Source organism: Paenibacillus sp. H1-7, from assembly GCF_022354825.1.
Classification (GTDB): domain Bacteria; phylum Bacillota; class Bacilli; order Paenibacillales; family NBRC-103111; genus Paenibacillus_S.
Window position 1 is genome coordinate 2,005,362 of sequence record NZ_CP031168.1, and the last position, 14,184, is coordinate 2,019,545.

The 14,184-nt window shown below is 52.4% G+C and carries 12 protein-coding genes; 8 read left to right on the plus strand and 4 right to left on the minus strand.

The window, feature by feature from the left end; all coding sequences use genetic code 11:
* The first annotated feature begins 40 nt into the window (after positions 1-40).
* The 7 genes from DVH26_RS09150 (at position 41) to codA (ending at position 7,833) form a co-directional block, all read left to right on the plus strand.
* Positions 41-886 carry a creatininase family protein gene (locus DVH26_RS09150; RefSeq protein WP_239633390.1) on the plus strand — a complete coding sequence of 282 codons (846 nt, stop codon included), beginning with the start codon at positions 41-43 and terminating at the stop codon, positions 884-886.
* Between the two features lie 86 nt (positions 887-972).
* The gene (locus DVH26_RS09155; RefSeq protein WP_239635324.1) at positions 973-1,710 is read left to right on the plus strand and encodes an ABC transporter ATP-binding protein; all 738 of its coding nucleotides are present in this window, start codon (positions 973-975) and stop codon (positions 1,708-1,710) included.
* A gap of 24 nt (positions 1,711-1,734) precedes the next feature.
* The gene (locus tag DVH26_RS09160) at positions 1,735-3,063 is read left to right on the plus strand and encodes an FAD-binding oxidoreductase (RefSeq protein ID WP_239633391.1); all 1,329 of its coding nucleotides are present in this window, start codon (positions 1,735-1,737) and stop codon (positions 3,061-3,063) included.
* Between the two features lie 18 nt (positions 3,064-3,081).
* Positions 3,082-3,981, plus strand: a complete 900-nt coding sequence (locus DVH26_RS09165) for an ABC transporter permease (RefSeq protein ID WP_239633392.1) — start codon at positions 3,082-3,084, stop codon at positions 3,979-3,981.
* A gap of 1 nt (position 3,982) precedes the next feature.
* Entirely contained in the window at positions 3,983-5,335 is a 1,353-nt protein-coding gene (locus tag DVH26_RS09170) for an amidohydrolase family protein (protein ID WP_239633393.1), read from the plus strand.
* A gap of 63 nt (positions 5,336-5,398) precedes the next feature.
* The gene (locus tag DVH26_RS09175; protein ID WP_481857580.1) at positions 5,399-6,451 is read left to right on the plus strand and encodes an ABC transporter substrate-binding protein; all 1,053 of its coding nucleotides are present in this window, start codon (positions 5,399-5,401) and stop codon (positions 6,449-6,451) included.
* Positions 6,452-6,555: 104 nt separating this feature from the next.
* Positions 6,556-7,833 carry a cytosine deaminase gene (gene codA, locus DVH26_RS09180; protein ID WP_239633395.1) on the plus strand — a complete coding sequence of 426 codons (1,278 nt, stop codon included), beginning with the start codon at positions 6,556-6,558 and terminating at the stop codon, positions 7,831-7,833.
* On the opposite strand, the gene DVH26_RS09185 is transcribed toward codA, so the two are convergent.
* The 4 genes from DVH26_RS09185 to DVH26_RS09200 all read right to left on the minus strand — a co-directional run bounded on the left by DVH26_RS09185 (position 7,830) and on the right by DVH26_RS09200 (position 12,718).
* Positions 7,830-8,915: a GerAB/ArcD/ProY family transporter gene (locus DVH26_RS09185; protein ID WP_239633396.1), complete on the minus strand. Its 1,086-nt coding sequence runs from the start codon at positions 8,913-8,915 to the stop codon at positions 7,830-7,832. The genes codA and DVH26_RS09185 overlap by 4 nt on opposite strands.
* The gene (locus tag DVH26_RS09190) at positions 8,912-10,090 is read right to left on the minus strand and encodes a Ger(x)C family spore germination protein (RefSeq protein WP_239633397.1); all 1,179 of its coding nucleotides are present in this window, start codon (positions 10,088-10,090) and stop codon (positions 8,912-8,914) included. Before DVH26_RS09190 ends, DVH26_RS09185 begins: the two co-directional genes overlap by 4 nt.
* Positions 10,087-11,649, minus strand: coding sequence for a spore germination protein (locus tag DVH26_RS09195; protein ID WP_239633398.1), 1,563 nt, complete (start codon positions 11,647-11,649; stop codon positions 10,087-10,089). Before DVH26_RS09195 ends, DVH26_RS09190 begins: the two co-directional genes overlap by 4 nt.
* 172 nt (positions 11,650-11,821) lie before the next feature.
* Entirely contained in the window at positions 11,822-12,718 is an 897-nt protein-coding gene (locus tag DVH26_RS09200) for a LysR family transcriptional regulator (protein WP_239633399.1), read from the minus strand.
* A 150-nt stretch (positions 12,719-12,868) separates the two neighbouring features.
* Here DVH26_RS09200 and thrC point away from each other — a divergent pair, with 150 nt between their 5' ends.
* Positions 12,869-14,155: a threonine synthase gene (gene thrC / locus DVH26_RS09205; RefSeq protein ID WP_239633400.1), complete on the plus strand. Its 1,287-nt coding sequence runs from the start codon at positions 12,869-12,871 to the stop codon at positions 14,153-14,155.
* Positions 14,156-14,184: the final 29 nt, after the last annotated feature.

Genomic DNA, 14,184 nt, shown 5'->3' on the forward strand with positions numbered 1-14,184 from the left:
CCTGAACTACAATAAGGATTAAACGGAGGTGTTCATTGTCATGAGAGGAAGATATGAAGGGAAAGCTTGGGATGAACGGTTTTTTCCGCGTTTAAGCAAGCTGGAGGTCGAATCGATGCCGAAGCGGGATGCGCTGCTTGTACTGCCTGTAGGAGCTGTAGAACAGCACGGGCCTCATATGCCGGTCTTTACCGATACGCTCATTGCGGAAGCTTTTCTAACACGGGCATTCGAGGAGCTTCCGGATGACGCCAACATTTGGCTGCTTCCGCCGCTTCCTTACGGCAAAAGCACGGAGCATCTGGGACATCCCGGTACCATCACTTTATCGGCTACAACGTTGATGTCGGTTCTTCTAGATATCGCAAGAAGCGTACGGCAGAGCGGCTTTAACAAGCTGCTGCTTTTAAATACACACGGGGGCAACACCGATCTGTTGAACATGATGGCTCGGGAAATCAGAATCGATACGGGACTTGCCGTATTCCGGCTGGATTCGGGATCGCTCGGCTTAGGTGAAGCTCTGATCAGTCCTGTCGAGAAAAAAGTAGGCATCCACGCAGGCGACGTAGAGACCTCGATCGTGCTGGCGGCACAACATCATTGGGTGAATATGGACGTAGCACCGACAGAGCTGCCTCATTTCCCGGAATCGCGTTACCTGCAATTCAAGAGCAAAGCGTTCGCCTGGATTACCGACGATATTTCGAATACCGGTATTGCCGGGGATGCCAGGCAAGCAACCGCCGAGAAGGGCGAGATGATGCTGGAGCTGGGCGGACGGCTGTTGGCCGAGGCGCTGCAGGAAATTTCACAGTTCGATATGGCATCTCTCAAAGCAAGCCGTGACGTGAAGGACGAGATTCCATCGGGGGTGAGTGGATGAATATAAAAATATCCAATGAACCGCTGGGGAGTACGGGCATAGAAACCGGCATCACGGAACCGATCGAGGGGAACACGTTAGTCCGGATGCAGAGGTTATCGAAGACGTATCAGAATGGAACGGTCGCGCTGAGCGATGTGAATCTAGATATTAAGGAAGGCGAATTTCTAAGCTTCGTCGGCCCTTCCGGCTGCGGCAAATCGACGATTTTCAAAATGATAGCCGGTTTGGGCGATCCGACCGGAGGGACGCTCGACATACTCGGTCTCACGCCGAAGGAGGCGCGCAAGCAGAGCGAGATCGCGTTTGTTTTCCAGGATCATACGCTGCTGCCCTGGTGCTCCGTGCAGGACAATGTCGTATTACCGCTAGAACTGCGCGGCGTTCCGAAGAAGCAGCAAAAGGAGGAGGCCGAACGAGCGCTGGAGCTTGTAGGGCTGAAGGATTACTTGAAAGCTTTGCCGAGACAGCTGTCCGGCGGTATGAAAATGCGCGTATCGATTGCGCGGGCGCTGGTGTCGAAGCCGAAGCTGCTGCTTATGGATGAGCCGTTCGGGGCGTTGGACGAGATTACCCGGCAGACGCTTCAGGACGAACTGCTGAACATTTGGCAAAAGGATAAGAAGATGACGGTGCTGTTCGTCACGCACAATGTGTTCGAAGCGGTGTTCTTATCGACCCGGGTTATCGTCATGACGCCGCGTCCCGGCAAGGTTTCCGACGAGATAGACATTCCGGTGCCGTTCCCGAGAGATGAGCACTTCCGGACAATGACGCAATTCAGTGAGCTGGTCAGGCACGTATCGAGCAGTTTAAAGCATTAGGACTAAAAAAAGGGGGGCGCGAGGATGGCTATCGGTTGGGAAAAGGAAATGGTGGATTTGCTGGGCGATGACCGGCTGCTGCTGGATACGGAGTCGAGGGAGCGGTTATCCAAGGATTACTATTGGTATTCTCCGGTTCTGAACGGAAAGCTGCAGGGGAAAATAGCCGACGGCATCGTACTGGCGACAGACGAGCGAGAGGTTGCACTGACGCTGTCGTTCGCCTACCGTCACCGTATTCCGGTTACGGTCAGAGGGTCCGGTACAGGCAACTACGGGCAAGCGGTGCCTCTGGAGCAAGGTCTAGTGCTGGATCTGAGCGGCCTGGACCGTATCCTCGAAATCGGCGACGGCTATGCCAGAGTACAGTGCGGAGTCAAGCTCGGGTTATTGGATAAAAAAGCACGTGAGCTCGGCCAGGAGCTGCGAATTTACCCAAGCACCTACGCCAAGGCGACGGTGGGAGGCTTCGTTAGCGGCGGATCCGGCGGCATCGGCTCCATTACGTGGGGAAATCTGTGGGATGGCAATGTGCTGGAGGCTGCCGTCTATACGATGGAGGAAATCCCGAGAAGGAGGACCGTTCGCGGAGCGGAGCTGTTCGATTACATTCATAACTACGGTACGACCGGCATCATGACGGAGGTTACAATTCCTTTGGCGCCACACACCGAATGGCTGCAGACGGTCGTTCATTTTGACGATTTTGAAGCATGCGTGCAGTTTGGAGAAGCGCTGGGACATGCGGAGCATGTGAAAAAAAGACTGATCAGCCCGATGGAATGGCCGATCCCTGCTTATTTCAAGCCAATCGGCAAGGCGCTTGAATCCGGAGCTGCCGCTGCCTTGCTCGAAACCGACGAAGCGTCGGCGGACGCAGTAGCCGAGCTGGCCGGGCAATTCGGAGGACGGATCGGCCACCGAATTCCGGCGGCACAGTACCGGAAGACGATCGGACTGTCCGATTTTACATGGAACCATACGACGTTATGGGCTTTGAAGAGTGACCCGACCGTTACCTACTTGCAGTCCGGCTTTGCACCCGACCGATATTTGGAACAAATTCGCCAGATCAAGGGCAGATTCGGCGATGAAGTGCTGCTTCATTTTGAATGGATTCGTAACGGCGGCAAGCTGACCCCTTCTTCGCTTCCGATCATCAAATATACGACGGAGGAGCGGTTGTACGAAATTATCCGTTATTTTGAATCGATCGGCGTCAAAATATTTGATCCCCACACTTGGGTGCTCGACAACGGAGGACGCGGAGAAGTCGGCAGCATGCAGCGAAGGAAGCGGGAGAACGATCCGCTCGGATTGCTTAACCCCGGTAAAATCATCTACGAACCTTAAGCGGAAAGGAGTGGTCCCATGGCTATGGATAAAAGCTATATGCAGGCCGTGTCCGAAGAAATACAGCCTGCCCGGGAGCGCGCAGCCCGGACTAACAAGCTGGATGGAGGAAACAATAGCAGGACAGGAGCGTTTTCGGCCGTTTTCAAGCAAATTCTGCCTCCCCTGGTCGCCTTCTTCGTCTTTGTCGGCGGCTGGGAGCTGGTTGTGAAGCTGCTCGCGATTCCTCCTTACATCCTGCCGAAGCCTTCGGATATTTATAAAGCGGCAGTCGAGAATGCGAGCGGCTTATGGGTATCCGTTGTTACCACAATCGCCGAAGCGGTGGTGGGCTTCATTCTGAGCATTATCCTCGGCGTGTCGGGAGCCGTGCTGCTGGCAAGCTCCAAGCTGATTGAGAAAAGCGTCTACCCGTACGCGATCATTCTCCAGACGATCCCTATCGTGGCGGTAGCTCCTATTATCGTTATCTGGTTCGGGGCGGGGATGAACGCCATTGTTATCATCGCGTTCCTCATCGGCTTTTTCCCGATGCTTTCCAACACACTGATCGGGTTGAATTCTACGGATCACAATATGAAAAATCTGTTTTACCTGTACAACGCTAACCGTTTTCAGACAATGTGGAAGCTCCGTATTCCGGCAGCGCTGCCGTATATTGTAGCAGGTCTCAAAATCTCGTGTACTCTCGCTGTTATCGGCGCCATCGTAGGGGAATACATCGCGGGAATAGGCGGAGGAAAGGGCGGTCTCGGGTACGCCATCACAGTTGCGGCATCGCGTCTGCAAACCCCGTATTTGTTCGCTTGCGGCTTATCCGCATCCGTGCTGGGCATCGCGTTTTTCCTTCTGGTTAATGCCTTTTCCAAATGGATGCTCAGCTCATGGCACGAGTCCGAGATGAGAACGGAGAATTAAGATGAGCGCCCGGGAGCTGCATTTTATTAACGTCACCCTTCCGCTGAGCGACGAGCGCGGATTGTTCGAGCTTAAGGCAGTGGGCGGCCGATGGACTTCCATTGTCCCACAGGAGACGGTGCTGTCCGGGGACGGCTCTTTCGTCCCGATGTCCGCCCTTGCCGGCGAGATGTCCCGGCTGAAGGCCGCAGGCAGGATCGACCTGCAGGGCTATATGATGCTTCCGGGCTTTGTGGACGCGCATATGCACTTGGACAAAGCATACTCCTTGAGCCAGGTTGGCAATGCTTCAGGAACGCTGCTGGAAGCAATCGCCAATTACGGAGCGGCGGCTCCTTCCTTCAGCAAGGAGGACATTCGGGGGCGCATTCGCAAAGCTGCATTGCGAGCGCTATCCTACGGTACGACGACCATCCGCACCCATTTGGACTTTCGCCTCCGTTCGGGTATCGAGGTAGCTTTTCGCACCATCTACGCCGCATTGGAGGTTCGGGAGGAGCTGAAGGGAATCGTCGATATGCAGTTGTTCCCGATGTGCCCGTACGATCGGCTCACCACTGCTGAGCAGGATGCGATTGAAGAAGCGCTGCGCCTTGGGATGGACGGCATGGGAGGAGCTCCTCATTTGTCGGAAACGCCGGAAAGCGATATCGACCGCATATTTGCTACGGCTGCTCGATGGGGGAAGCCGATTGATCTTCACGCTGATGAAAGCGACGATCCCTCCAAGCAAACGGTCGCCTATATCGCGGAAAAGGCGGTGGAGTACGGTTATGGAGGAAAAGTAACCGTAGATCATTTGTGCTCCTTGTCCGCTATGGACACACGCCGTGCGGAGGAGATTATCGGCCGTATTAAGGCTACCGGATTAAGTGCTGTCACACTACCTCCGGTCAATATGTATTTGCAGGGGAGAGGCGATTCGGGATTGATCCGTCGCGGAACGACGCGAATTCGTGAATTGCTGGACGCTCAAGTCCCGTTAGCCGTAGCCTCCGATAACATTCAGGACCCGTTCCATCCGTTCGGACAGGGTGATTTGCTAAAAATCGGCCTGGTGACGGCGTATGCCGCTCATATGGGCAGCTCCGCTGATTTGCATGCCTTGCTGCGAATGATGACGGAGGTCCCGGCCGGCATCCTTGGGCTTACCGGATACGGCATCGCCGAGGGACATTCGGCGGACTTCGTCCTGATCGACGCACTGCGTGCAGACGATTTGTTTACCGAGCTGCCGGTAGGACGCACCGTTTACAAGCAAGGCCGGCCTCTTTACACTTCCGTTCAGCAGAGCGCATGGGGCTTGGAGGAGCTGGACCGAACCGAAGAGCAAGCGCAGTACCGTTTGGCCTGATGTATTAAGCATGTTTTCCTATGTGCTAAAGAAAATCAAGAAAATCCATCATACTTTGGGGGAATGCTCATGAAAACGCCGTTGACTTTAAAATCGATTCGCCCGGTTCACGCTGTTCTGTCCATCCTGTTGATCGCCGGAGCTGTGCTGAGCGGCTGCGCTACCAAGCCCGAAGCCCAGCCTGCGGCAGCCGATCCGAAAGCGACGGGAAGCGCTGCGGAGAAAAAGCCGGTAGCCGTAACCCAGGTGACGAACTGGTTCGCCCAGCCGGAGCACGGCGGCAACTATGCGGCGCTGGCCAAGGGCTATTACAAGGAAGCCGGGCTGGATATGACGATCCAGGCTGGAGGCCCGGGCATCTCCGCTACGCAGATTGTCGCGTCCGGCAAGGCGCAGTTCGGGATGGGGCAGGCGGATGAGATTTTGTTCGCCCGGCAAAACGGCATTCCTCTCGTTGCGGTGATGGCGATTTTTCAGAAAAACCCGCAGGGTATCATGGTACACAAAAGCGCGTCGATCAAATCGATGTCCGACCTCAACGGAAAGAAAGTGTACGTAGGCAGCGGCGTCGCATACTGGGAATACATGAAAAAGGCGTTCAAGCTGGATAAAGTCGAGGAGCTCAAATATACCGGGCAGCTCGCTAACTTCGTCAATGACAAAATGTCGGCTACGCAATGCTATATTACATCGGAGCCTTATTCGATGAAGGAGCAGGGAGTCGATGTCGAGGTCATGCTGAATGCGGATTTCGGCTATTCTCCTTACGGCAATATTATGTTCACGACGGAAAGCTTTTTGAAGGAAAATCCGGAAGCGGTCAAAGCGTTCGTAGAAGCGACGATCAAAGGCTGGGATTACTACAAAGACAACTATAAAGAGATCAATCCGCTCATTAAGGAGAAAAACCCGGACACTCCACTGGAAAAAATGGAGTACAGCGCTACGACGCTTCAGCCTCTCGTTTACGGCGAGGATGCGGCAACGAAAGGCGTCGGCTATATGACCAAGGATCGCTGGGATACACTAAACAAGCAGCTGGTCGATCTGGGATTGCTGAAATCGCCAATCGATGTAACCAAGGCGTTTACGACGGACTTTTTGCCGAAAAAATAGCCGGGTTCGGTTAACTGTTTTGCTGGATTATAGTATGTGGTTACCGTGCGGTTCGGCCGTCTCGATGCGGCCGAACTGTTATGGTAACGGAAAGGAAGAAGCGTATGTACGATTTGGTGTTTCGTAACGTACGGATGCAGAGGGAGACCGCTCCCGTCCATATTGCCGTCCGGGACAGGCGGATCGCTGCCATCGGAGACATCCCTGAGAATAGCGGAAAGCGGATAATCGATGGCACGGGACACATTCTACTGCCGCCATTTGTCGAGTCGCACATTCATCTGGATACCGTTCTAACGGCAGGCGAGCCTGCATGGAACGAGAGCGGGACCTTGTTCGAAGGAATTCGGCTCTGGCAGCAGCGCAAGCAACGCTTAAGCAGAGAAGATGTCATGAAGCGGGCGGAAAAAGTGCTTCGCATGCAGGCGGCTAACGGTGTGCTGCATGTGCGGACCCAGGCTGACATTTCCGATCCGGACTTAACGGCGCTCAAGGCGCTGCTGGAGCTGCGCGAGCGGGTCAAGCCTTATTTGAACCTGCAGGTTATCGCCTTTCCGCAGGATGGGATTTGCTCATGCCCCGATAATGAAGAGCGGTTGGAGGAAGCGCTTCGGCTGGGTGCCGATGGGGTTGGAGCGATTCCGCACTGCGAGCATACCCGGGAGGAAGGGATGCGATCGCTGGACATTTGCTTCTCGCTAGCCGAGCACTATGACCGGTTTGTTCACGTGTTCTGCGATGAGCTGGACGATGGCCACTCGAGGTTCCTTGAGGCGGTGGCCGACTATGCGCTTCGTACCGGTTTGCGCGGCCGTGTAACGGCAAGTCATGCCAACGCCTCGGCTTATTATGGCGAAGCGTATTTCCAGAAGCTGCTTGGCTTGTTGGTCCGCTCAGGGATCCATGTCGTCTGCTGCCCGCTGATCAACAGCGCCATGCAGGGAAGATTCGACAGCTTCCCTAAAGGCAGAGGGATTGCAAGGATTAAGGAAATGTGGCGCGCCGGAGTCAACGTCAGCATCGCTCACGACGACATCCGGACGCCGTTTTACCCGCTCGGCGCCGGCAGCCTGCTGCAAGCGGCGCACATGGCGGTCCATCTGGCCCATATGACGGGCCGGGAGGAGATGGAGGAGGCGGTGCGCATGGTTACGACCCGCGCCGCCCGGGTATTGCAAATCGAGGACCGGTACGGCCTCGATATCGGCAAGCCGGCAAGCTTCATTCTGCTGCCGGCAGAGGACACACCCGAGCTGCTGAGCAGGCAGCCGGCGTGCAGGTATGTTGTCAGCCACGGTACGATCGTGGCTGAGACGGCGCCTGCTGCCACGACTTTGCTGGAACAGCTTCTGTTCCAGCGTGAGCCGGAGCGAAAATGCTAGTGCAGCATGCTTTTTTTACGAATGGTACCCATCATCCACATTAATAAAGGAATACCTATGAGATTGATCGGAAATACCACATTGCTCCAAAATTTTGCAAAGTACATGGTGTCGTTAGTGTTTCGCGGCAGCAAGGAAACCACAAAAACAATAGGCGCTATCAACCAAACGGTGCGCTTCCATTTTCTAATCTGAAATAATTGTGCGGAACCATAGCTGGTTATAAAAAAATAGAGGGAAAGCTTAATAAAAATGCCGATGATCCAAAGCAACACAACCAGAACATCGACATTCTGGATAAAATCCATTATGGAAATATAAGTAACAACGGAATAAAGGGGATAAATAAACTTGGCCGGTAAATTCGGCCCGAAGACCATAATCACTATCAAGGTCATTGCCAAAAAGGCTACGGATGCGGCTGCAATCCCCCATAAGGTGGAGGTCAGAGCCCGCTCCGGTTTTGGCATGAAGGCTATTAACATGACCACCATAAAGGACTCTGCAAGGAAAGAGGCGGGTGCCAGGCTTCCTTTTACAATAGGTAACCATCCCGTGTTGGAATATACCGGAAGAAGCCTAAGCCAGTCCCAGTCCTTCACACTAAAAACAATAATGAAAAAACAGCCTGCCGTGCTGACAGGACCGATGATTTCACTGCAACGGCTGATACTTCTAAGACCCCCTGTACAGGTGACATAAACGACAGCGCCTAGCATAATGAGAATAACGATCCATAGCGGCGTAGAGCTGAATAAGGTAATGAACACAAAATCCGCAAATTCTCTCAAAATGACGCCAGTCACGGACAACCACATCAAAAAATAAGGAACCAGGATGATGGTTCCCAGCCACTTTCCAAGAATCGACTGACTGTATTGAATAAAGGTTTGCTCCGGGTAAAGGAGACTTAATTTTACGGCTACAACGGTAGTGAATATGCATATCAGAGTTGCGAGGATGATTGAAATCCATGCGTCTTGCTTGGCGAGAAAAATGGCCGGCGAGACGGTAAAAATGGCTGTCATCCCAAATTCCATAGTGAAAATCAGCCAAAATAGCTGATACCCGGAAATTTTCATTGTTTGATCTCTCTTTCCTTGTATTGGAGCGGTGATCTGACCAATCCAATATATTGTAAATTTACATTTACTTTGACCGTAACCTCTATGTCAGGAAAAATCGTGTGCCACTGTCCTTTTAATTTGTTCCAATCACTCGGATGCTGACGATTTAAGGTTTGATTGAAACCAAGTACATCCGCTCCAAACTGTTTTTGAACTTTAGTGATCATTTTAAGCACATGCTCGCTAGTTTTTTTATTGATCGTATGCTGAACCAGCTGCAAGTTTTTCTCCTTGCTAAGGTCCAAATGGGTATTGTTCTCTCCAACAAGTCCCTTACCGGTTAGCTCGATCTCCATCTTCAATTTGTTTATCGGTGATATGCTGCTCTTTAAATTCCTTCCGAATTTGGTGATGATGATACCGACATTCCCGTCTGTTTCGGGAATGTCTTCCACTAAGTCCAAGTAAGATATTCCGTCGAGGATCCACTGCCGATAAGCGCCCTCAATAAAATTTAGATAACCGACTAATTTAAGCTCGTTATTAAATATAGCCCGGCCATAAAATCGGATCGTTTTCTGTGGGGAAGGCCCTTGTACGATGTCTACTACAGGTAAAGTTGCGCAGCCCCCTTCGGCACTTGAGGCAATCATAAAGTCGAGATAGGATGTGCCCGCGCTGCCTCCAACCGCTCTGTGTATTTTAAGCGATGCGACGGAAGGAATTTTCTCCAGAGGGTATTGCACCTGCAAAGCCTCCAAGCCTGTATTTCCCTTGACCACCCAAATGTCCAGCCGAATTCGATTACCCGGATCTCGAGCAAACGCATCCAGCATATCTTTGATTCCATTTCTAGCCAGATCCTCTCCAAAGTAATAATTGCGCCGATGACCGCGGGTTATGATTCGCGAAAGCTTTTGCCGCGTTTTTTGAATGGATTCAAAGGTGCTTTTCCCGCTGCCCGTCTCAATAAAGTAAGGTTTATTGCCGCCGGCTCCTCCATTAGAGCCTTGTACAACACTAGAGGGAATAATGAATTGAGCGGCTGTTAAATACGTCCCGTCTTTCTGAAGATCGGCCGATGCGGCAAGATCAAATGCTCTGTCTGATAGCTCTTCGCGATCCCAACAACCTGTAGTTAAAGCGATACAGAGTATCAAAACAATGAAAGCAATCGGGCGATGCTTCATCGTGCTTCGTCTCCTTGGTTCCCTCCCGGTTGTTGACCTTTGGGAATTCGTAATCTATTTCGGGCAGAACCGGATGACGGTATCGTATGCATACTCCACCTCGGCGCGCGGATTAATACATCCTTTAATTCTGTCTTTGTCAGCGGAGCTATCGGACTTAAATAGGGGACTCCAAATGACTCCAGATTCGTAAGGTGAATGAGAAGGAATATGGTAGCCATAGTAATCCCGTATAATCCGAACATCCCTGAAATAATGAGCATCGGAAACCGGAGCATTCGAAAAGCCATCCCCATACTGTATCTGGGGGTAATGAGAGAAGCGATTCCCGTCAGGGAAACCACGATGACCATCGGAGCCGAAACAATCCCCGCCTGAACGGCTGCCTGTCCAATAACTAGCGCCCCAACAATACTGACTGCAGGCCCTGTCGGACGCGGCATTCGTATTCCGGCCTCTCGCAAGCCCTCGAATAAAAATTCCATCATAAATGCCTCGATGACCGCCGGAAAGGGAACCCCTTCACGAGCAGATGTAATACTGAGCAAAAAATTCGTGGGTAACAATTGGGAGTGAAACGTCGTGATTGCAACATACATAGAAGGCAGGAATAGTGAAGTTATCACCAATAGCATCCTTAACCAACGGATAAGTGTAGCGTAAATGAATCGCTCATAAAAGTCGTCAGCCGACTGAAATGCGCTCCAAAAGGAACAGGGGAGGATGAGTACAAAGGGTGTACCGTCAGCGAAAACCGCTACTCTTCTCTCTGCGAGGCTGGAAGCAACAATATCCGGGCGTTCGGTGCTCTGCATTTGCGGGAATAAAGTGAACGGGTGATCCTCTATGAACTCCTCGATAAAATTACCGTCAAGCACAGTATCCATCTGAATATGCCGGATTCGTTTTCGAACTTCTTCAATGATCGAATCTTTTGCGATTCCCTCAATATAGGCGATGACAATCGTCGTTTTCGAAAGACTGCCGACGGTTATGGACTCCATTTTAAGTGCGGTGCTCTGAATTTTCCTGCGAACCAGGCTTGTATTCACATTAATGTTTTCTGTAAAGGCCTCTCTTGGACCCCGAATCGTAGTCTCGCTGGCTGGCTCTTCAACGGCTCGCTGCTCGAAGCCTTTCAACTCGGCAATAACTGCATTGCTTACTCCGTCCGATAGGATGACTACATTAGCGGATAAAATGCTTTGTACAACATCGCTCATTGTCTCCGTTGTTTTGGTTTTTGCGATGGAGACCAGCTGTTGCTCTAACATCAAATCTACAGAGCTTATCTCTTCCAGTCCAGGTCGGGGAGCTTCCAGCATCCAAGGCTTGAGCAACACGGTATCTAATGCCCTGGTATCTACCAAACCATCCAAATAAACCAATAAAACATGGATATGTCCAAAAATCAGGACCTTCCGAAAAACGATATCATAACAGCTTTGAAACTTATGTCTGAGAATGAGTTCATTCTTTTCTAAAGAGTCGCTTATGGAATCGCTGGATGCTTCATTAGGCGGGCTATTGTTAGGATTTGTATGTTGTGCGGTAGACATGGCACACCTCCCTCTTTTATAACTGCATAAATGGTGATTATTAGCAATATTTGTATCTTGCCTCGATTTACTTTGGTTTATGTATATTTTTAACAGAAACGGCCAGCATCCCGAACAGGCTGCTGACCGTTTCTTTTTAACGCATGAGGAAAGCTTAAGTTAACTGAAGCGATCATGTTGATTTCGCCATATACTCCTTCACGAACGAGAGAAACAAACGGGCGACCGGCGTCAACTCCTCATCAGCCCGCATGCAGGCGGCGATGGGATTGGTTAGCCGGACGCTCTCGACGAAGACGCGGGCGACGCTTCCTTGGCGCACGTAGTCGCTAACCTCCAGCGCCGACAAGAAAATGGCGCCGTAGCCCGCCATCACGGCCCGAATCGTCTCGTTCAGCCCGTTAAACTGCAGACCGACGCGCGGAGGCTCCAAATGATGGAGCTGGCATAGCGCGAACAGCATGTCCCGGGAGGAGCTCCCCTCCTCGCGCAAAATGAAGGGCTCCCGCATCATCTCGGGAAGTCCGATATGGGCTCCGGCAAGCCGGTGACCGGCAGGTACGACGAACCACAGCTCATCCTCCAGAAGCTCCTCGCGGACGATGCCTCGCGGAGCTTCCTTGCTTCCTCCCATAAAAGCAAGATCCGCTTCGTAATGCAGCAGCTTGTCATAAGCGGAGGCGGAGTTCACCGTCATGACGGTAGGCATGGTTTGCTCATTCCGCTGCTTGAAGGCGGCCAGCCATACGGGCAGCAAATGGTTGGCAGGGAGATACGTCGCGGCAAGGGTCAGTCGGCCGTGGATCCCGTCCCTGTAGTCGATAAGTCTTCGGTCCATTTCCTTCTCCAGAGCGAACATGCGCTCGGCGTAACCGTACAGCAGCTCGCCGGCATCGGTTAAATGGAGGCTTCTTCCCTGCGACGCGAACAGCGTTAAGCCGAGCTCCTGCTCCAGGTTACGGATTTGCGCCGTTACAGCCGGCTGGCTGATGTGCAGCGCCTCGGCCGCCCGGGTGACTCCGCCACGGGTCGCGGTCTCATAAAACAATTTCAATGCATGCAAATTCATGAACCCACACCACCTTCGTTCTCATGGAAACATAAATTTAATTTATATAAATCAAAAATATATATATTTGTTTGATGTATCGTTGTCTTTTATTGTAAGGGGTAAGCAGAACGTATTCAAATGACTTTCTAGCAAGGATGGTGCTTACTCATGAAATTTCAATGCACGGAATGCGGTACCGAGATACCGATGGATCAAGCAAGAAACCCTTTCCTCTGCACATGCGGCGGATTATTGGACATCGTGCACGACTTTCGCGCGTTGGACGGCGAACGGCTTAGAAGGCTGTTCGACAGCAGGCTGTCCGAACGGATGACGCCGTATGCCAGCGGGGTTTGGCGCTATAAGGAGCTCATTCATCCCCTTCTTCCCGAAGAGGATATGACGACAAAGTTCGAAGGAAATACCGGTTTGTACGATTCCGCACCGGCCGCCAGATATACCGGCATTCGCCGGCTGCTGCTCAAAGCGCAAAGCGAAAATCCGAGCGGCTCTTTCAAGGATAACGGCATGGCCGTCGCCGTATCCCATGGCCGTTCTCTCGGCTACACGAAATTTACGTGCACGTCGACCGGCAACACATCCTCGTCGCTCGCGATGTATGCGGCTCTTGCCGGATGTGCATCTTACGTATTCTTGCCGAGCCGCAGCATCTCGATGAACAAAGTGCTGCAAACCTTGGCCTACGGTGCCAAGCTCATCTCTTTTGACGGTACGTACGATGCCGGTATCCGGTTCAGTGAACGCCATAGCGAAGCCCTCGGTCTCTATGTATGCAATTCGATCAATCCGTTTCGGATCGAGGGCCAGAAAAGCATCGTTTACGAAATCGCCCATCAGCTGCGCTGGCGGCTGCCGGATTGGATTGTTGTGCCTGGCGGGGCATTGAGCAATGCAACGGCTCTAGGGAAGGGGCTGCGGGACTTGTTGGAGCTCGGATTCATTGACAAGCTGCCGCGGGTCGCCATAGTTCAAGCGGAGGGAGCAAGCCCGTTTCACCGGATGGTATCGTCAGGCCGTCAAGAGCTGATTCCCGAGCCGAATCCGTCAACGGTCGCCTCGGCGCTCAATATCGGCAACCCGCCCAGCTGGAAAAAGGCGCTCTTATACACAATAGAGCAAACGAACGGGGTTACGATATCCGTCTCGGATGAGGAGATCATGGATGCCAAAGCGTGCGTCGACCAGTGCGGCATCGGCTGCGAGCCTGCTTCCGCGGCTTCGGTTGCAGGGTTGCGGAAGCTGGTTGACCAAGGGGTAATAGATCGCGAGGAGACAGCTGTATGCGTATTGACGGGCAATATGCTCAAGGACACGACATCGATTCACGACTACCACCTGGGGCCGGATACGAAGGGCCGCTGGGCGAATCCGATTGTAACGGGCGAGTTGGATTTGAATATCGTCGAGCGTCTAGTACATCACAATTCTTATTAACGGCGGCTTGCGGGTTGCTTTCCCGGACA